Consider the following 19,653-nt stretch of genomic DNA (forward strand, 5'->3'; position numbering starts at 1 on the left):
TTTGCAAAAACTGACTGATTAATTTGGCGGTTGAGACTGATGCCACTGTTCCAACAGAGGTTGAATGACCTCCGTGTTGGCAAGTAAAAAGTCAGCGACAGCCATAATTCTCTGGTAAGGTAATCCAGCAGCACGGCGGCTGGCTTGTCCACCTAGCCAATGATATGTGGTGGATTTTGAGATGGAGCAGATTTTGGCTAGTTCTTCATAACCGAATCCCCAACGGTAGCTAAAGTCTTGGGGGGACATGAACATTTGGTTGTGCAGTTCTAGCAATTTCTGGGATTTTTCGGTATCAGACATAATTGCCCCTAAGCTGTTCCAAGGATGACTGGTCTAGGGGTTCGATATCTTCCTCAAAGGCGAAGTCGCAGGTACAGATTTCACGAGAAGGACTGTGTTCATCTAAAAGAATCAAGTAGTGTAACCCAGTGGCCATACAACTAGCTTGGTGGGTGTAGATAACTCCAATGATGCAACCAAAGTCGCCATTGGGTACTTGAAACCAGCGCACCCATTCACCAATATAAAATTTCTGCTGAGGTAAATTACTTGGAATTACTTCTGGTAAAGCGACTGGCGGTATTTGGGTGAGGATATCAGACATAGAGACTTTCCTATATCTCAAAAACTATCAAGCATTCTTCAGTAAATTAATTTTTTCGAGTATTGCTACTTTAGCAAACAAACATTGTGACACATTATTAAACATTGTTAAACATTGGGCTAGTTAGCACAACTGTTGAGAAGCAAATATCTGGTAACTCTGAGAAAAGATTCCTGAAGTTCTTGGGTGCGTTCTTGCTTTGGTTGATTCGGTAAACCGAATATTTAGGTTCGGTTTACCGAATATAAATCTAAGCATTCAGATTTTAACCAGCTTGCTGCCAAGATACCCGACTGAACTTTGATGGCATTGGTACTTGGTCAAAAGGTTTGTTTTCTTCGTTTATGGCAGACTTTGAAGTGATTAAATGTAAGTTATGGAGCGAGAAGTTGTTGTACATCCACCTTGGTACATCGAACCCCAGGAGGGAGAGAGTATCAGTCACTATTTCGGTCGATTTAGGCGACACGAAGCTGTTTGCGTATCGTCGCCTGGAACTTTAAGTAAAGCCGCAGGAATTGGCCCAGTATTAGCAAGATGGGAGAAATTTCGGTTTAATCCCTTTCCCAGTCAAAAGGAATTAGAAGCTATTGGTAAATTAATCGGCTTGGATGCCGACCGAATTGCTAAAATGCTCCCACCCAAGGGTGAAAAAATGAAACTAGAGCCAATACGCTTGTGTGCTGCGTGTTATGCAGAGCAACCATATCATCGATTAGAGTGGCAGTTTCAATCTACGGCAGGCTGTGAGCGACATCGGCTACGGTTGCTTTCAGAATGTCCCTTTTGCAAAGAACGTTTTGCTATCCCAGCTTTATGGGAAGATGGAGAATGTCAAAAATGTCACGCGCCTTTTAGGAGTATGAAAAAGCGACAAAAAGGTTATTAGATAATACTTTTGTTCAATTTTTATCTCTTGAACCTAGTGTTTCGATTCCCAGGACAAGAAAGCAGCACATATTTTGCATGAAGCCTTATGAGCTAAAGGTTTTAAAGTTCACACCCCAGGTTAGGGATGTATCTAGCATTTTAATAGTATAATTGTACTATTAAAGTTAACGTTAGTGTTTAGTTTTTCTATTATTGGTGCATCACTAGAATTTTGAACCCATACAAAGACGTTCACTATGTTTCAGTCAAGCTTTTACTTTAAAACCTTTACGTCTTCATGAATTATGATGCTAAATAAGTCTATAAATTAGCTGAAAAGCATCGCTGACCAATAAAAACCTTTATCCCTAGTGTTTGAAACTTGATTCTGAAAATTATTTTATAAATGTCTATAATTTTTATGTTTTAAGGCAAATTACACTATTCAATTAAAATTCAGGCATAATTATATGTAACTGAATCATCAAACCTTTTCATTAAAAAATCTCTTTTTTATAAGACTTTATTAAAAGAAATATAAATTAGTATATTATCCAAACAAGTAAACATAATTTGAAGTAATTGTTCTTAGAGCAAATATACCTGTTCAAAAATCTAATTGATAAACTTAACATGATTATGGTGGTAGCCAATGAACAACTGAAAAAACTCTTTCAGGCTTTTCGCAATCGCAATGACGCTGCTTTCTATCAAGCAGCAGAGGCATTAATTGCAGAAGAACTGGCAGCTAACCATCATTCTTTGGCTAGTGATTTAAAAAAAGCTTTGGGGTCGTATCGAGAACTGGCTAAAAATTCTGGCAACTTATTTACATTAGTACCCAAGGATAAACGTAGTGGAGAAGAACTCATAACTCTTCATGAAAGTTCAGTAGACGCAACAAAGATTATTTTATGTCAAGAGACTAAAGCAAAGATAGAACGGGTACTAGAAGAACATCGAAAGCGCAAATTACTTGCGAGATACGGTTATACGCCGAAGACTAAACTATTATTTTGGGGGTCTCCCGGATGCGGAAAGACATTTACAGCCAATTACCTGGCTTATGAACTTGGGTTGCCTGTAGGAATGTTACAACTGAGTGCGGTTATTTCTAGTTTTGTAGGTGATACCGCATCTCATCTTCAGCGTGTATTCAACCTTGCGAACAATACACCTATGGTTCTGTTATTAGATGAGGTTGACGCAGTTGGGAAAAACCGTGATGATCCAAATGATGTAGGTGAGCTAAAGCGGGTTGTGAACAGTTTGTTACAGGCTATGGATACATTTCAGTCTACTGAAAGTGTTATTATTGCTGCAAGTAACCATCAGTATCTCCTTGATCCTGCACTTTGGCGACGCTTTGATGACATTATTCACTTTCCTCTGCCAGATAAAACAGAGCGAGAATTATATCTGAAAACTCTCCTAAACGGAGTTAATTTTGATGGTTCAGTTGCATACTTATCGAAAAATATGAGTTCTTTTTCATATGCTGAGATTAAAACTGTGACTGTTGAAGGTGTTAAGACTATGATTCTTGAAGGTAGAGAAAGTCTAAAAAGTAGTGATATTTTGGAACAAATCAAAGCTTATAAAAAGGCTACAAGTGCTGCGAAGTCTAAACTTGAGGTAGTAATTAATGAATAATGACTTCCCGATTTTTTCTTTGATTCAACCTGAAATAGTTAAACGTCGTTCTGAGAAAAGTCGTCGTCTTCCTCCTCTACCTCCAGAAGTATTAGCTCGTCGGCAAGAAATAGCTTACATTTTAAGAAATCAAATTGAACCTTTGGCAAACTTGCTTAGAGAAATGCCGGATGAAGAGCGAAAGTCAGTATTTGTAAAAATTAAGCATCAAAGACCTGTTAAACTTATTGGAATAAAACCTGTAGCAGAGCCAACAGAAAACATAACTTTAGCAATAATCCCCGAAATAGATAGGCTTGATAATTTACTCAAAAAAGTTGAAGATTTTGGCACAGGAGATTTGAATAAAGGTCAAGCTCCTAACGAATACTTAGCTGCTATTAATCAGATACAGCAAGGAGAACCTAAAGACCGTTTATGCCAAGTATTTTTCGAGCAATATGATGAACTAATTAAGCAAGAATGGATTATTTGCGAAATAGAAATAATGTCTTTAGAAAAGGGTAGAAATCAGCAAAGACAAGAACTTATAGCGATTCGTGCTGAATTAGAACAATTGTTGAGACAACCTCCCTATGGAAATATTTTTGAACATGAGGAAATAAAAGGAACTTGTCGTGCTGTGATTCGCTGTACGGGACAAGTGTTTCAACAGCTAGTAGAAGATAAAAAATGGCAAACAAAAATATTTTGGTTTGATGCTCGTCCAGAGTTCGAGACTTTTATTCAAACTTATAACAATTTCAATATTCAAAGCTTAGGACAATTTATCAGTCCACCAGACAATGCTCCAATTGTCTGTATTGTTGATTCAGGTGTTACTCCTGGGAATCCATTTCTCCAGCCAGTAGTACGTGAGGATCTTGTTCGTTCATTCTTAAAATCTGCTCTTGATAATCCCTATGATGAACATGGACATGGTTCTGGAGTAGCATCTTTAGCTTCTTATTATGCTTTAAATGGTTATCCTGGCTCTGATAACGAAGGAAAAGTTTGGATTGCAAGTGCTAGGGTTCTTGATCACGAAAATTCGTTAGAAGATGAGCGTCTTTTCTCCAAAATAATAATTGAAGTTGTGGATACATTTGCTCCGCTAGGAGTGCGAATTTTTAATCTATCAGTTGGCATAATTAATAGGAAATGGAATGCGGAAGCCAAAAGAACAGTTCCTCGGCGGTCTTGGATAGCGAGGACTATTGATAGACTTTCAAGGGAAAAAGATATAGTTTTCGTTATTAGTGCAGGAAATATTCTTACAAATGAAATCCGATATTACTGGCAAGATGGAATAACTTACCCAAAATACTTTGTTGATGAAGAAGCAAGTATTCTTGATCCTGCTCAATCTGCTTTATCACTTACTGTTGGTTCTTTAGCTGCCACAACTTTAGCCGCAGGTAATGTAGCAACTGCAATGGCAATTGCTGAACAAAAACAACCATCTCCTTTTACCCGTTGTGGGCCAGGAATTAGTCAAGAAATAAAACCCGAACTTGTTGAACTCGGTGGTAACTATTTGATTGATGAAAATAATTCTATTCGTACAAATTTAGGTACTAATATAGTGATGGCAAGTAATCAAATTACTCCTGCACTTGCTCATAACTCAGGAACTAGCTTCGCTGCTCCTCGTGTAGTTCATAAATTGGCACAAATACTTAGTGACCTGCAATCTCTTGGTTTAGACTACATCTCTGCACCATTACTTAAAGCATTTATAGTAAATTCAGCGTCTTATCCTGAAGAGCCAAGTTTTGAGTATTTCCGTAGCGAAATGAATAGTATTCAACCTAAACACTGGCTAAATATTGTTGGTTATGGTATGCCAGATCATAATCGAGCTACCTATTGTGACCCATACTCAGCTATCCTTTTTTTTCAAGGAGAAATAATTCCTAACACTGTTGCTTACTTTGATATCCCCGTACCTGTTTGCTTGGTAGAAGCAGACAGGGGTACTAAACGTTTGACAGTCACTGTAGTTCATGCCCCTGAAGTACAACGTTGGGGATTAGAAAGATATTTAGGCACAACATTAAAGTGGCGTATGTTTAGGGGAGATGTGGAGCGTGAAGATATTAAAAAGGAAATGTCTTTAGAAGAAGATGAATTAGGGTTTGAGGATATTAATAATGAGATATCTGTAGACGAAGGTGAAGCTGATTCACCAAAAGAGTTAAGGTTTCAACTAGGCGTGACTTTACGTTCTAGAGGCACAGTACAACATGATGTTTTTGAGTGGAAGATTCATCGTCAAGAACACAGTGAAAATTTCTACACTCTGGCTATAGCAGTATACGAAAAGTGGGGTCGAGAAAATGCTAATCCTGTTCCTTATGCAGTGGTTGTTCGTTTAGAAGACACAACTCAATCAGCCCCAATATATGCTGAAGTACAAAATATTCTAGCTGCTATCGAAGCTCAAACCCAGGCTGGGTATTAAAAATATAAATTGAAATAAAATATCCCTGACTATCCCCTCCCCCCCAAGCAATGGCACTTAGTAACTGCTGAGGGGAGAACGGTTTAACTCATCCTTGTAAAATTTCCAATTGGGCATAAATTTATTCATCAAAGCTACGAAGCGATCGCCATGATGACGTTCTAACAAATGTACCATTTCGTGAACTACAACATACTCCAAGCAGTGCTTGTCTTTTTTCGCTAGTTCCAGGTTGAGCCAGATGCGTTTGGCTTGAATGTTGCAAGTACCCCATTTGGTTTTCATCAGTTTTATCCCCCAGTCTTCAACCTGAACGCCTATGTTTTTTTGCCATTTGGCGATTAATGGGGGAATCTCCTGTTTTAGTTGCTGTCGATACCAGGACATCATGACTTGTTGGCGTTGCGCTTGATTACTTCCTTCTCTCACATACAGGTCAATATAAGTATTATTTCTAACTTCTACTTTGGGAGTTCCCTGGTAATAAATTACATTCAGTAAATAGCGTTTACCTTGAAAATAATGGCTTTCACCAGAGACAAATTCTCTTGGTGACTGGCGTTCTTGTGCTGCAAAGTTAGCTTGATGCTTTTTAATCCAGGCTAGTTTGGAGATGGCGAATAAACGCACTGCTTCGTCATCAAGATGTAATGGGGTAGCAATACGTACTCGACCATCTGGGGGATGTACTGCCAAGTGTAGGTTTTTAATGTCTTTTCTGGTAACGTCTATGACGAGTTCACCGACTGTTATTGGGTGCATTTTAATACTCGCTTTGGCTTTTGACTATTTCAAAAATGCGTTCTAAATCTTCTGGGGAATCTAGATGTTGTTTAATGGCATTTTTTACTTCGCGTTCTTTGATTGTCTTTCCCCTCCAACCATCTTTTTTGGTTTTGCGAATCGCTGCGTCTATCGCTAGAGCTAATACTTCATTTTGATTTAGGTTGTCGTATAACGCTCTTTTAGCGGGAGAGTTCAATGATTGAGGATACTGTGATGAGTTGCTAGGTTCAACAACTTGTTTACTTAATGCAACAATTTGCTGCAAGTAGGCTTGATAGTCTTGAGCAGCAGCTTTCCTGACTTGGATTAATTCATCCAGCAGGGTGGACATCTTTTCAAAATATTTGGGGTTGGTTGGTTGTTGATCAATAATGACTTTGCGTAAGTTGTTTTCGATGGTTTCGGCTACGGCTACTTTGTTTTGCTTGATAGTTTTGGGTAATGCGTCAACTGCATTAGCTCCGCGTTCGACAATTAACTGAATCAGTGTCATATCGTCAAAGGCGGAAATAACTTCGCTTTCTTCTGCACCGATATAGCTATCAATCAGGTGACGCATGGCGGGTTCATAGGTTTTTAAGTCGATATAATCGCCACTGCGTAGTTTTACCTCGGCGCGTACCTGTTCGTAATATTTAACTTCTTGTTTAATAATTGTGATTTCTGCTGGGGTGTATCCAGCTTCTTCCATGTCATTAGCTAGGTTGGCGTAGGCTCGAATTAAAGCTGCTGTGTATTTATAGAGTGCAAGGCGTTTTTGCTGGTTGTCTGTGCGCTGCTCTGGCTCATCGTTCGCGCCACCGAAATAACGTGCATAAGCATCTGTATCTTTGGGAGGTTCTACTGGTTCACACAGAGCTTTGATGCTTTCTCTAGCAATTTCTAAGCGTTCCTTACCCTTGATTAATCTGTCGCTTAATAATCCATCAATATCACCTATTTCATAATCTTCAAAGGCTTCAGATGTGTAGTCTTTAACTGATTTTTCTAAGCTTTTAAATAGGTCTTTGTAGTCGATAATGTAACCATATTCTTTATCTTCCCCATCTAGCCGATTAACGCGACAAACGGCTTGAAATAATCCGTGGTCACGCATGGATTTATCAATATAAAGATAGGTGGTAGGGGGAGTATCGAAGCCTGTCAGCAGTTTATCAACTACTATCAATAGCTTCATTTGGGCGGGTGATTCGATAAATTGCTTTTTAACATCTTCCTCAAATTTCTCTGGCGTTTTACCATTGAGCATTTTTTGATAAATTTCGTACTGCTTTAGCTTTTGGGTGAGTTCATCCTCTCCGGTGCTTTCACCTTTAATACTCTGGGGAGAGGCATCATAGGAAGTGACAATTGCACATTTTGTAAAGCCAGTATTTTGGAATAATTCGTAATATTTGCAAGCTTCATAAATACTGCTACTGACGAGTATGGCGTTACCCCGACCGCTTTGCAGGCGGTCTTTAGTATTAAAATCTAGAATGATGTCTGCAACAATTTTTTCTAGTCGTGATTTGGAACTGAGGACTTTTTGCATCGTACCCCAGCGTCTTTTTAGTTCCGTTTTGGCAGATTCAGTTAAGTTTTGAGTTTTGGCTTCAAACCACTTATCAATTTTGTCTTGTGAGGTAATATATTGGTCAACGTTGCGAGCTTCATAGCGCAAATCTAAGACAACGTTATCGGTTACTGCTTCATTAAATTTGTAGGTGTGAATGTAATCACCAAAAACTTCTATAGTTGTTTTCTTATCTTTTTTAAGTAGGGGTGTGCCAGTAAAACCGATAAACAAAGCATTGGGTAAAATTTGCTTCATGGCTTTGTGCAAATCACCTGATTGGGTGCGGTGACATTCATCGACAAAGACATAAAGATCGCCTTTGGCTTGAAAATCTTGGGGTAAACTGCGCTTGAGTTCGGCTATGTAGTTGTCGTAGTGGGTTTGAGTTTTTTTACCTTTTTTACCGTCCTTTCTGCCAAATTTATGGATTAAGGAGCAGAGCAACCAAGGAGTAGTATTATTCAGTTGGGTAATTAAGTCTCTACCGCTTTTAGTGCGATAGATGTTTTCATTTACCCCTAGAAACACGCTTTTAATTTGCTGGTCGAGTTCATCACGGTCAGTAATAATTAAGACACGCGCATTAGAATTATATTCCCGAATCCATTTGGTGAGCCAAACCATCGTCAGGCTTTTACCACTGCCTTGGGTGTGCCAAATTATGCCACCTTCTTGACGGCGGATGTAATCTTGGGCATCTTTAACGCCAAAATACTGGTTATGACGGCAGAGTTTTTTGATACCACAGTCAAAGACGGTAAAGTTGTGGATGAGTTCTAAAAAACGCTGTTTTTCACACAGTTGCAACAGATTTTTATCTAAGGGGTTGGGGATATCGCTGTGAGTATCTTCTTTCCAGGTGAGGTAATACTTTTCTGGGGTTTCTATAGTGCCGTAGCGGAGTCCTTCGGTGTCGTTACCTGCCATGACAAACTGCATGGTGTGGAAGAAGGACTTAATAAAAATTGATTTTTGGTTGTCGAGGTTCTGGCGGATACCTTGGGAAACGGAGATGGTGCTGCGTTTGAGTTCCAGGACACCAAGGGCGATGCCGTTAACATACAGTACAATGTCTGGGCGTTTGGTGTTTTCACCTTTGACGGTGACTTCTTCGGCTATGGCGAAGTCGTTTTCTAGGGGTTCGTCCCAGTTAATTAACCAAACAGTTTGGGAGTTTTCGCCAGCTTCTTCTTTGACGTTCACCCCATAGCGCAGGAAACTGTAAACTTCTTTGTTGATGTCATAAAGACCTTTGCTTTGGTCGCCTGCGACTTTGTTGAGTTCATACAAGGCTTTGGTGATGAGGCTGTTGCTGTAGCCTTGTTTGTCGCGCAGGAAGGCGGTGAGGATGTCGGTTTCGATGTTGCTGTTGTTCGGTCGGTCTTGCCAATTACCCAGATAGCGATATTTTAGTTGTTGCTGGAATAGTTGCACGATGCGGTTTTGGGTTTGGCGTTCTGGTTGTCCGACTTGGTTCATAGCAATCTCGTTTTTCCGGTGAGTAGTTCTTGCATTATTCCCTGTTTGATGGCTTTGTATTTATCGCGCTTTTGTTCTAAGCCTTCAATTTCTGCGTCCATGTCGCTGAGGACTTGGGCGATCGCTTTTTGTTCTGGAAGTGAGGGAAGGGGTATTTTATATTTTTTAAGGGTTGCAATTGAAATTGCTGGTTGTGCGCCTGTTGTTCTTAGTAATTCAATTTTTCCAGTTACATATAAATTCCATAGTAATTGCCATACAAAATATGTATTATGTCTTGTTTTATCAACAGATATTTTTAAAGCATTTCCAGATAATATTCCTACTTCATGATGAATTGGAAAGATGGCACTTGCACCGCATCTTGCTCCTATTTTTGCCATTACAATATCACCACCACTGACAGAACTTCTTTTTTCTTGATTAAATTTATCTGTATCTACATAGAGGTAATTGTCAGCCTTAAAAAATCCATCAGTAACGTATCCACTTGTAATAATGGGAATACCTGATTTGCGATAATGTATTGTTTTAAGATTTGAACCAAATGGGCCATCTACAATGGCATATTTCATATTTTGAGGTGTAATAGAGGCAAGAGTATTTACGTCCCAATCATCTGGAATAATACCCACCTCAGTATTATTGTAATTGTCTGATACATTTGTGTCAGTTACCTTACTAAAACCGGACAAGCGTTTTTTGCCCGTGAGTAGTTGCTGTATTGTACCTTGCTTGATGTTGCGCTTTTTGGTGATGAGTTGCTCCAACGCTGTAATCTGGGCATCGACATCACTGAGAGATTGGGCGATCGCTTTTTGTTCTTCTATTGTTGGAGGGAGAGATATTTTTGTTAAACCAATTAAAGCAGTATTTAAGTTTGGCTGACCGTTTCCTGTTGCTACTACTTCCCTAAACTCTCTGGTTTTGGCATTCAAAACATAGTATAAAAATAGTTTGTCAGCGTCTTTATTTAAGTCTATAAATGCAGCAATGCCATCATTAGCACAGCATTTTACTGCAAGAATTTTGGCAACTCCTAGAGTTGCACCGCTATTTGCAATGATTAGTGTTCCATTTTCTAATGTTCTACTATACTTGGCACCTTCTTCTGTTAAAAATCCGATTGTTTGTGAAACATATATAGAAGACTCTGGAATATTAGTCAATGCTGCTACAGTTAACCAAGGAATAGAGATTCCACCAAAAAACTTTGGATCACCTGCTGGTCTTGGAGATCCACCTCTCACAACTTTGGAAATACTACCTAATTCCCTAACATTCCAATCATCAGGAATAATCCCTAACTCTGTATTTTGGTAGCCCTCTGGTATGTTTTCTTCTATCACCACACTAACCCTATTTTTTGCAGATGTGCCTCAACCTTACTCGTAAACTCATCCACCCTACTTGTCAACTGCGACAAAGGCGTATCATACCGTTCCGCTAACTCCTGAATCCTCTGTATTAATCATTCAAAAATCTTAATTAACCTTTCTATTTCTAATCCGCTTAATGTCTTCCCAAAACTCCTCTCTTGTCACCTGATCTAAAATTTCCTTTCTTTCTTGTGTATAGTCACCGCTTCCCCATCCAGCTTGTTGTAAAAACCTAATAGCGTCAACTTGACCCAAATTTTCTACTAAAACCTGATAACCTTTTTTTCTCAATTCAATTGGTGTCATCATTTATTTATCCTCCTAATTCAAAAAAGTTTTCATCAACCAAGTTACAGGATTATCTACAGACACTTTTAACAAACCTTGATGCCGTAGTGAGTTCTTCAGTAATCGGTCATCAGTAGAAAGTAAAATATCTGCCTGAGCGACTTCTGCACAAGCAATATGAAAAGAATCATAAAGACCAAAACCTAATCCTTCCAATTGCTGCGAGCGAAAATCCACCTCTTCATCTATGTTGATACTAATCACAGCAAATTCTAATAATTTTAAGATATTCTCCAATTTGTCGAGATTACGCATTCTCTCTAACTCCACGCTGATGGCTTCGCTAGTAACAAGCTGCCATTCTCCAGTACGAATGCGCTCCATAATGCTAAGAATAGCTTCTCCTTCTAAACGGATTCGCTCTTGTGTCCAGTCGTCAAAAGGACGATTTAGACAACAAACATCAAGATAAATTTTATAGTTTTCTCTCTGTTGATCCGTTACCACACTAAACCCATCCTCTGCAAATGTCCCTCAACCCGACTTGTCAACTCATCCACCCTACTCGTCAACTGCGGTAAAGGTGTATCATATCGTTCTGCCAATTCCTTAATTCTCTGTGTTAACCGTTGCGAAATCCTCTCCATTTCCGAATTTATCGCCTGTCTCAACGTCGCCAACCACTTGTCATCTACCACCAGGGTTTTAATCTCATCCTCTGTTAAATCCCCGTATTTTGTTAACACATAATTATTCAAAAATTCAGTCGCTACTTTAATTTGTTTACTAATATCTGCCTCTTGCTCAATCAGCTTTAAATAAGCCTTTAACACCTTCAATTCATCCGCAAAAGTTGCATCATTTTTAATTTTCTTAATGCGTTCATTCACATTCGCTTTAGTAATTTTCCCACTGTCATTAGTGACTTCCTCCAGCAAACCATCCTCACCGCCATGTTCTTCTTGCAATTCCTCCATCTGGCGAACAATGTCATCTTTTTTCGTTTCCAAAGTTTCAATTGCTGCCTGTTCTGCTGGAAAATAGCGGTTAATCATCAACTCCTTCGGAATCAGTTCGCAGACATAATCTGTAATATGACCTTTTTTATTCGTCACTGCTGTCAGTTGCGCCTTCCAGCCATCTTCTACCAAAAGATAAACATCATCTTTCATCGTCTCCACCCAATAAGTCATTAGGTGCTGATAGACATCATATTTATCAATCAAGCTTTTACTCGCAAACGCTTGCAGCAAATCTTCCGAAAGTGAGTGAATAATAGCCTTGGGCTTATCGCCCACCTGGATGGCTTTCAGCAAAGGTGTGTGTTTCGCTTGCCATGTTTCAAACACTGCGCGGATTTCTTCCCCATAGCTGATAAATTCAGGATGGGCAAAAATACAAGATTTTACCTCCGAAGCTGGAATTTTCAGCATCAAGTAACCTGGCCTATCCGTCACTGCAAATAAATCCTGTTGCAGCGTCGGGTAAACTTGCCAGTAATCACTCAAAGCTTCAATATCTGGCTTGGGTATCCCCCCCAACAGATGCGCCTCAATATCCTGAATATCTTCCTCTTCCTGAGAGTCGATATAACGGGGAATATTCAGGTTATACTCATTCGCCTCAATTTCCTGAAGCGACACCATCCGCGAATATTTCGCCACCTCAAGCTGTTTGTTGAAGACATCAACAATTTTATGAATATCCTGCTCTCGCAGACGGTTTTTATTGCCGTCTTTAACAAACCCCTTGCTGGCATCTATCATAAAAATGCCTTGGCGATTTTCAGCATCTTCCTTGTCTAAAACAATAATGCAGGCAGGAATCCCCGTGCCATAAAACAGGTTCGGCGGTAGCCCAATAATCCCCTTGATTATGCCCCTGCTAATCAGATTTTTCCGAATGTCCGCCTCTGCATTCCCCCGAAACAGCACCCCATGCGGCAGAATGATTGCTCCTTTACCGTTGCTTTTGAGAGAGCGAACCATGTGCAGTAAAAAAGCATAGTCCCCATTTTTAGCCGGAGGAATGCCATATTCTTTAAAGCGTTCAAATTTGTCCTTTATCGGGTCAATTCCGTTACTCCAAGCTTTGGAAGAAAAGGGAGGATTAGCCACAGCAAAATCAAAAATTTTGAGACTACCATCCGCTTCTTTAAAGTAAGGACTTGATAAAGTATTGTCTTGCCAAATCTCGGCCGTATCATGTCCGTGGAGAATCATGTTCATCCGAGCCAAGGCGCGGGTAGCGTTGTCCATTTCTTGGCCGTAGATGCTTATTTTTACATCTGTCTCATCGGCCGCCTTTATCAACAGAGAACCACTACCACAGGTAGGGTCGTAAATCGTATCATTTGAGCTTTTGGCTAAATTAATACCTATAACCTTAGAGATTACACGGGAGACTTCCGCCGGAGTATAAAATTGTCCCTTACTTTTACCTGATTGTGTGGCAAAGTTCCGCATCAGGTACTCATAGGCATCGCCTAGAATATCATCACCATCAGCGCGATTTTTACTAAAATTCAGTGCTGGGTTCTCAAAAATACGTACTAAGTTGGAAAGCCTGTCCTGCATTTCCTGTCCCTTGCCCAACTTGTCGGTATTATTGAAATCAGCTACATCAATAACACCCTTTAAATCATTAGCCTCAGCTAAGTTGGCGATAATTTTGTTAATACCTTCCCCGATATTTTTCTGTCCTTTCAGGGCAACAATATCTTGAAAGCTTCCACCTTTAGGCACTTCAATCAGGGCATCTACCACACCAGCATATTTATCAGATACATATTTAACAAACAATAATACCAGTACATAATCCTTATATTGCGAGGCATCCATACCACCCCGCAATTCATCACAGCTTTTCCATAACGAACTATAAAGTTCACTTTTCTTAATCGCCATTTCGTGTAGCCTGCAACAGATATCCCCTGCTCAACTCTGCCAGAGGTTCTTAAGTCCGTCTGACACTTTGCCTTGAAGTTTTTACATCGTGCAAAGAATCAATAACATACCACGCATCAAGACTTTTCTCATGTAGTGGCTGAGGATATATCGTATATCAGGAATTCGCAAATTGTCCTATCTGCGACAGGTATCTTTTAGTGCGGCGAGTTTTGTTGCTTCTCCCGCTCCTCAACAGCTTTACTAACAATTCGCACTACAAGATTACTGATGGGACGGTCTTCTTCCTGCGCCCATCTCACCAAAGCCTCATGAATATCTTTGGGAAAGTATATCGAAGTTTGTACGCGATCGCTCTGGCTCATCAATTTTAAAAGGATTTGTCGCCGATCCATCATAACCTTACAACCTTGTAACAAGGCTAAATAATGTTTAACAATGTGTGGCAATGTTCATGTGATAGATTAAAAACATTCCTACACATTAATTCCATGTTCAAAAATTTGCCTTGGCGGAGGTCAATCACCAGTTAACTTTAATTGCACAAATAAAAAACATTTAATTCTATGGATTTGTTGTTACTATGAGCCACACTACTGAAAAAATTTATACCACCCCAATTTTAAGAACTATAAGCTGTGATTTATGTGCTACAGAAGATGTACTTCGTAAAGTATGGGAAGAAATGACTCAAAAAAATACGCCCCTAATTGTTAAATTATTGAAATGTGTAAGTGAGCAACCAGAATTTGAAACCTATAAAGAAAATGGCACAATAACTAAAAAGGAAATCACTAATTTACGTAAAATTTTAATAGAAGATTCTGATTTGAAATACCAGTCAGGTCGTCTCCGCACATCAGCAGACTCTTTGGTAACAGAGGTTTATTCCTCATGGCTTCAACTATACCAAAAACGGCAGAAGCAGAAAGAAGGTAAAGAATACTTTCTCAACAATATACTTAAAAGTGATGTTGAACTTGTAGAAGAAAGTAATTGTGATTTACAGACAATACGTTGCAAAGCACAAGAAATACTGAGACAAGCAGAAGAATTGTTGAGACAAAGCCAAAATTCAGTATCTCAAGTAAACGTCAATAACAACATTCCGAAAAGCGTAACTAAGATTTTGTATGAAATTCATAGGGAAACACAGGATATTCTAACGCGATGTGCAGTAACCTACCTGATAAAGAATCAGAATGATGTTACTGAGATAGAAGAAGATATCACAGAGCTTCAAACGCGGCGCACAGAAAAAGAAGTAGAGATTAAACGCTTAAACAAACAGATACAGAATAGTAGATTACCTCATGGTAGAGATATAACTGGAGAAATATATAATCAAGCATTTGATAATCTCATAAATCAAGTTCCAAAAGACAATAATGAATATTCAGAGTGGATAAATTGTTTTTTAAGTAAAAAAGCATCATTACCTTATCCTATAGATTATTTATATGGAGATTTAAGTTGGTATAAAGATGATAATGGAAACATTTATGTTTACTTCAATGGTTGGTCTAAATATCATTTTAAAATTTGTTGTGATAAACGCCAACTTCATTTTTTTGAACGTTTTTTAGAAGACTACAAAGCTGTTAAGGAAAGTGAAAAGGGAGAAGAAAAACTCTCTGGTAGCTTGGTTACACTACGTTCTGCACAGTTATTATGGCAACAAGGGGAAGGTAAAGGTCAACCCTGGAAAGTAAATAAACTAACCCTACATTGTACGTATGATGCTCGTTTATGGACAGCAGAGGGTACAGAGGAAGTAAGACAGGAAAAAACTAAGAAAGCTCAAAAACAAGTAGATAAAGTAGGAAACAATGAAGATATTGATAGCAAAGAACAGAAGAAGCTCAGTAAAAATATAGCTTCATTGTCTCGTCTTAATAATTCATTTACTCGTCCTAGTAAGCCAATTTATCGAGGTCAATCTAACATAATTGTTGGAGTTAGTTTTCATCCGGTTGAGTTAGTAACGCTTTCTGTAGTTGATGTAACTAACCAACAAATACTGATATGTAAAACGCTCAAACAGTTACTGGGCAATGCTTTTTCACTATTAAGCCGTAGACGAAGACAACAAGTGCATTTGCGTAAGGAGAGGGAAAAAGCTCAGAAAAAAGATTCCCCATGTCATCTAGGAGAGTCACAGCTAGGGGAATATGTTGATAAATTACTGGCAAAAAGAATCGTGGAAGTCGCTAAGGAATATCAGGCTGATAGCATTGTCTTACCTGGGTTACAAGGCATTAGGGAAAATCGTACCAGTGTAATTCGAGCAAAAGCAGAAACCAAATTTCCCGGTGATGTCAATGCACAAAAATTATATGTCAAGGAATATAATCGCCAGATACACAATTGGAGCTACAGAAGGCTTCAACAATCTATAAAGTCAAAAGCTGCCGAATTGAAAATCAGTGTTGAGTTTGGTGTACAGCCATCTTATGGCACTCTGGAAGAGAAAGCCAGAGATTTAGTCTTGTTTACTTACCAAAGCAGAATTAATACTGTTGGTAGATAAATTTCTACCTAAATATTGTATTATCAAGTGTAATAAATCGGTGCCATCATATTAAGATGCTACAGTATCAACCCCTTTGATTAGATACTGTCAGAATGGGTTAGTTTAACGCTTTGACCAGCGTATTCTTTCTGGCCCTGGTAGCTGCCAACTCTACCTATGCGTTCATCTAAGTGTTTGTTAGCAGTAGTTGTTTGGGTAAGCAAATGCTGCTGTTAGATGAGAAAGGACTCGCACCGAGACGCATGGGAAGTATGAGGTGTTAGGGTTTCAAACAGCCCAGAACCTTAGCTCTTGACATCAGACTCTTTTAGCTTGGTGTTGGGTGACAGAGCGGCCTGTATGACTAGAATCTTTGGTTTTGGTTGTACGAGGAACTTATACCTCTTAGTTTATAACAAAGTAAGGGTACGGGTATACCGTCACGGTGGCTACCGAACTTCCACCCCCTAATTTTTATTTTTGGCAAGTCAAAGTGGGGGCAAAATCCCCAGGGATACGCCAAATTGCTAAAACTCTTATCTTGACTGAATTTTATGATTCTCCAGGCGAATCAAAGTTTATTTATTGGCGATAGAAAATATGCTTTTAAGTAGACTTGCCAAAATTTCCTGTGGAAAACGGTGAGGATAAGCGTTTGACAAGTCAGGGTTTCAACAACCCTCACAGTGGGCGGTGGGTTGAAAGGGTGTACGCCAACCGCAACATTAAAACTGTGAAGGGCGTTTCAACAACCCTCACAGTGGGCGGTGGGTTGAAAGTGCCGTAATTGATGGCGAAGAGGTAGAAGTACCGAATGTTTCAACAACCCTCACAGTGGGCGGTGGATTAATAAACTTACTAGCTTATTTGCTGACGCTCTATAGGATTGAGGCTTTTTGACTACTCAAAAATTTTTACGTCCCGTTACTTAGTTGTGTATGAGCTAAGTTTTACCTTTTTATATCGTATAATTATTGATTAGGGTGGTTTGAAAGGAGCGTTGCGATCGCACGATTTAACGCACCAGTCTTATAAAAATATTCTCGACTAACAATGTTAATGTAGGACTTTGTGACATTTTTAATTAGAGTCCATATTTCTTAATAATTTTCCTAGTAATTTTGGACAATAATTCTTTAAAACTGGTTTCAACTCTGAACAATAATTCTTTCAAACTGGATCGATGGCTGAAAGCCAAGGAAATACGTAACTTATGTCGTTCAACCCTGTAAAACTGGACAATAATTCTTTAAAACTGACAATAATAATTTAATGTACATATGGAGAATAGGGAACTCGAATCCCTGACCTCTGCGGTGCGATCGCAGCGCTCTACCAACTGAGCTAATTCCCCTGAAAGTATTGCTGAGTGCTGAGTTGCGCGTGCTGAGTTAATCAAAGTATCAGCAATTGCATCAACGCTCTGCTTTTAGAGAACATTCTAACATTCACTGGCGGTGGGCTGTGGTTCTTTGCCGGAAAATACTTGTTGGACTCGTTCTAGTTCTAATTCTGTTAAATAATCTACTGTCCAGTTACAGCAACGCTGAAGCATATGAAACGGGTAAGTATTCGCTACACCTAATACTTGCATCTGTGCGTGTCTGGCTGCTTGAATACCTGCGGGGGTATCTTCAATTGCCAAACATTCTTGAGGTTTTAGATTTAAATCAAGATACTCTTGATTTAGGCGTGTGAGTGCAAGTAAATAACCATCTGGTTGGGGTTTACTGGTAGTGATATCATCCCCAGCAACAATCACAGGGAAATACTCTGCTAGTTTAGCTCGCTCTAATACTAGCTGTATTTCTTGATGGAGCGCACCACTAACTATAGCTAATTTGAGATGCTGAGAGCGCGCTTGATAAATTAAGTCTTCCACACCTGGATATATGGGTAATTTTTCCAGTTTCTCTAGTTCCAATACATAGGCTTCAGCTTTGCGGCGAAGTAGCTGAGTTAAGTATTCTTCGCTCACGACTCTACCACGATTGGCGAACAATTCTTGAAAACAAGCGCGATCGCTACGTCCTAAAGAAGCTTGACGCTCTTTAACTTTTTGGGGTTGCAGATTTTCTTGAACCAGAATTTCATCGATTAATTTTAGGTGAATGCGTTCATCGTTAATGATTACGCCATTGAAATCAAACAGAATTGCCTTTAAACTCATGCCGTTATGCCAAAAGCTGGAGACTCTAAACCCTCCAAATTATTATTATCCATTGCAGGTCTATATTGTCTCACCTTTGCTTGATTAGTTGCATCTGTGACAGGCAAAGGTTTAACACCACTACTTAATTGATTTATCCACCAAACTTCTTCTGTTCGCACCGCCTCAAACCCCACCGCACCCATTCGCGCATCTACACTATCCGCCGCATATTCACGAATGTAAGGCTCTTCAAACACATTATTCAACCAGTCTAGCTGACGTAAGGTTTTCTGATTCCCGTCGAGAATTAATACTTGTCCACCAGCAACCAATATGCGAAAACATTCTTGAAGAATAGTTTGGGAAACTACAACTGGTGTTTCGTGGAAAAGTAAAGTAGCCGTCACTAAATCAAAGGAAGTATCGGGAAAACCAGTTTGTTCTGCGTTTCCATGTCGCCAGCTGATATCCAAACCAGCAGTTTTGGCTTTATCTTCCGCCCTTACTAGCATATAGGGTGATAAGTCCAAACCGATGACTTCAGCTTGGGGAAAAGCTTGTTTTAGCATCAAAGTTGTAGAACCTGTACCACAGCCTAAATCGAGTATGCGTCTGGGTTTGACTTTAACTGCATCAATTACAGCTTGACGCACCCAAGTTTCATTCGGTGGGATGACGTAGGCGGTAATGGGATCATAACTGACAGCAGCACCAGGATTTAGATATCCTTTTTTGATGCCGTGAAAGTTTTGGTTGATGTAGTACGCCGGTGTTGTCACATCATCACACCGGAACTTCTCGCTTTCTTTCTCCCAGTCGATACTTTTGGCGTAACGCTGCAATTTTTCTTCATCAATTAAAAATCGGACTACGGGCGATAAAAAGCTTTCCCAAATGGTGTTCTGACGTGTCTCCATAGGTTTGATTTCGGCTGATTCATGGTCTTTACAAATTGTAGTGTATTTAGCAAATGCCTGGATTTTTTGGCAGACTTAACTAGTGATGATTGCTGTTGACACT

15 protein-coding genes and 1 tRNA gene are annotated in these 19,653 nt (G+C 39.4%); 4 read left to right on the forward strand and 12 right to left on the reverse strand.

What is annotated here, in order from left to right; genetic code table 11:
• Nucleotides 1-18 precede the first annotated feature (18 nt).
• Both CV014_RS21230 and CV014_RS21235 read right to left on the reverse strand, forming a co-directional pair.
• Nucleotides 19-303: a helix-turn-helix domain-containing protein gene (locus CV014_RS21230; protein ID WP_236143848.1), complete on the reverse strand. Its 285-nt coding sequence runs from the start codon at nt 301-303 to the stop codon at nt 19-21.
• Nucleotides 296-607 carry a hypothetical protein gene (locus CV014_RS21235; protein ID WP_236143849.1) on the reverse strand — a complete coding sequence of 104 codons (312 nt, stop codon included), beginning with the start codon at nt 605-607 and terminating at the stop codon, nt 296-298. The genes CV014_RS21230 and CV014_RS21235 overlap by 8 nt, the downstream gene beginning before the upstream one ends.
• Before the next feature lie 376 nt (nt 608-983).
• Between CV014_RS21235 and CV014_RS21240 the strand changes: the two genes are divergently transcribed.
• The 3 genes from CV014_RS21240 to CV014_RS21250 all read left to right on the forward strand — a co-directional run bounded on the left by CV014_RS21240 (nt 984) and on the right by CV014_RS21250 (nt 5,573).
• The gene (locus CV014_RS21240) at nt 984-1,496 is read left to right on the forward strand and encodes a TniQ family protein (RefSeq protein WP_236143850.1); all 513 of its coding nucleotides are present in this window, start codon (nt 984-986) and stop codon (nt 1,494-1,496) included.
• Between the two features lie 620 nt (nt 1,497-2,116).
• Nucleotides 2,117-3,130, forward strand: coding sequence for an AAA family ATPase (locus CV014_RS21245; protein WP_236143851.1), 1,014 nt, complete (start codon nt 2,117-2,119; stop codon nt 3,128-3,130).
• A complete protein-coding gene (locus CV014_RS21250) occupies nt 3,123-5,573 on the forward strand; it encodes a S8 family peptidase (protein ID WP_236143852.1) in 2,451 nt (816 codons plus the stop codon). Before CV014_RS21245 ends, CV014_RS21250 begins: the two co-directional genes overlap by 8 nt.
• 57 nt (nt 5,574-5,630) lie before the next feature.
• On the opposite strand, the gene CV014_RS21255 is transcribed toward CV014_RS21250, so the two are convergent.
• The 7 genes from CV014_RS21255 to CV014_RS21285 form a co-directional block, all read right to left on the reverse strand.
• A complete protein-coding gene (locus tag CV014_RS21255; RefSeq protein WP_236143853.1) occupies nt 5,631-6,335 on the reverse strand; it encodes a M48 family metallopeptidase in 705 nt (234 codons plus the stop codon).
• 1 nt (nt 6,336) lies between these two features.
• Entirely contained in the window at nt 6,337-9,396 is a 3,060-nt protein-coding gene (locus tag CV014_RS21260) for a type I restriction endonuclease subunit R (protein WP_236143854.1), read from the reverse strand.
• A complete protein-coding gene (locus tag CV014_RS30470; protein ID WP_236143855.1) occupies nt 9,393-10,748 on the reverse strand; it encodes a restriction endonuclease subunit S in 1,356 nt (451 codons plus the stop codon). Before CV014_RS30470 ends, CV014_RS21260 begins: the two co-directional genes overlap by 4 nt.
• 132 nt (nt 10,749-10,880) lie before the next feature.
• Nucleotides 10,881-11,084 carry a hypothetical protein gene (locus tag CV014_RS21270; RefSeq protein WP_236143856.1) on the reverse strand — a complete coding sequence of 68 codons (204 nt, stop codon included), beginning with the start codon at nt 11,082-11,084 and terminating at the stop codon, nt 10,881-10,883.
• A gap of 12 nt (nt 11,085-11,096) precedes the next feature.
• On the reverse strand, nt 11,097-11,570 hold the full coding sequence (locus tag CV014_RS21275) for a hypothetical protein (RefSeq protein ID WP_236143857.1): 474 nt from the start codon (nt 11,568-11,570) through the stop codon (nt 11,097-11,099).
• Nucleotides 11,564-13,969, reverse strand: a complete 2,406-nt coding sequence (locus tag CV014_RS21280; RefSeq protein ID WP_236143858.1) for a type I restriction-modification system subunit M — start codon at nt 13,967-13,969, stop codon at nt 11,564-11,566. Before CV014_RS21280 ends, CV014_RS21275 begins: the two co-directional genes overlap by 7 nt.
• Before the next feature lie 197 nt (nt 13,970-14,166).
• On the reverse strand, nt 14,167-14,418 hold the full coding sequence (locus CV014_RS21285) for a ribbon-helix-helix domain-containing protein (protein WP_236143859.1): 252 nt from the start codon (nt 14,416-14,418) through the stop codon (nt 14,167-14,169).
• A 134-nt stretch (nt 14,419-14,552) separates the two neighbouring features.
• Between CV014_RS21285 and cas12k the strand changes: the two genes are divergently transcribed.
• Complete coding sequence (gene cas12k / locus CV014_RS21290; protein WP_236143860.1) at nt 14,553-16,499, forward strand: type V CRISPR-associated protein Cas12k; 1,947 nt, start codon at nt 14,553-14,555, stop codon at nt 16,497-16,499.
• A gap of 1,263 nt (nt 16,500-17,762) precedes the next feature.
• On the opposite strand, the gene CV014_RS21295 is transcribed toward cas12k, so the two are convergent.
• The 3 genes from CV014_RS21295 to CV014_RS21305 form a co-directional block, all read right to left on the reverse strand.
• Nucleotides 17,763-17,835, reverse strand: a tRNA-Ala gene (locus CV014_RS21295).
• An 87-nt stretch (nt 17,836-17,922) separates the two neighbouring features.
• Nucleotides 17,923-18,651: an HAD family hydrolase gene (locus CV014_RS21300; protein WP_236143861.1), complete on the reverse strand. Its 729-nt coding sequence runs from the start codon at nt 18,649-18,651 to the stop codon at nt 17,923-17,925.
• The gene (locus CV014_RS21305; protein WP_236143862.1) at nt 18,648-19,550 is read right to left on the reverse strand and encodes a class I SAM-dependent methyltransferase; all 903 of its coding nucleotides are present in this window, start codon (nt 19,548-19,550) and stop codon (nt 18,648-18,650) included. Before CV014_RS21305 ends, CV014_RS21300 begins: the two co-directional genes overlap by 4 nt.
• Between the last annotated feature and the right edge of the window lie 103 nt (nt 19,551-19,653).

This window comes from Nostoc sp. CMAA1605 (genome assembly GCF_021596505.1).
Classification (GTDB): Bacteria; Cyanobacteriota; Cyanobacteriia; order Cyanobacteriales; family Nostocaceae; genus Trichormus.

Bases quoted from the DNA above. Each gene is read 5' to 3' on its own strand.
- CV014_RS21230 (WP_236143848.1), bottom strand. From the start codon at position 303: ATGTCTGATACCGAAAAATCCCAGAAATTGCTAGAACTGCACAACCAA.
- CV014_RS21235 (WP_236143849.1), bottom strand. From the start codon at position 607: ATGTCTGATATCCTCACCCAAATACCGCCAGTCGCTTTACCAGAAGTA.
- CV014_RS21240 (WP_236143850.1), top strand. From the start codon at position 984: ATGGAGCGAGAAGTTGTTGTACATCCACCTTGGTACATCGAACCCCAG.
- CV014_RS21245 (WP_236143851.1), top strand. From the start codon at position 2,117: ATGGTGGTAGCCAATGAACAACTGAAAAAACTCTTTCAGGCTTTTCGC.
- CV014_RS21250 (WP_236143852.1), top strand. From the start codon at position 3,123: ATGAATAATGACTTCCCGATTTTTTCTTTGATTCAACCTGAAATAGTT.
- CV014_RS21255 (WP_236143853.1), bottom strand. From the start codon at position 6,335: ATGCACCCAATAACAGTCGGTGAACTCGTCATAGACGTTACCAGAAAA.
- CV014_RS21260 (WP_236143854.1), bottom strand. From the start codon at position 9,396: ATGAACCAAGTCGGACAACCAGAACGCCAAACCCAAAACCGCATCGTG.
- CV014_RS21270 (WP_236143856.1), bottom strand. From the start codon at position 11,084: ATGATGACACCAATTGAATTGAGAAAAAAAGGTTATCAGGTTTTAGTA.
- CV014_RS21280 (WP_236143858.1), bottom strand. From the start codon at position 13,969: ATGGCGATTAAGAAAAGTGAACTTTATAGTTCGTTATGGAAAAGCTGT.
- cas12k (WP_236143860.1), top strand. From the start codon at position 14,553: ATGAGCCACACTACTGAAAAAATTTATACCACCCCAATTTTAAGAACT.
- CV014_RS21300 (WP_236143861.1), bottom strand. From the start codon at position 18,651: ATGAGTTTAAAGGCAATTCTGTTTGATTTCAATGGCGTAATCATTAAC.
- CV014_RS21305 (WP_236143862.1), bottom strand. From the start codon at position 19,550: ATGGAGACACGTCAGAACACCATTTGGGAAAGCTTTTTATCGCCCGTA.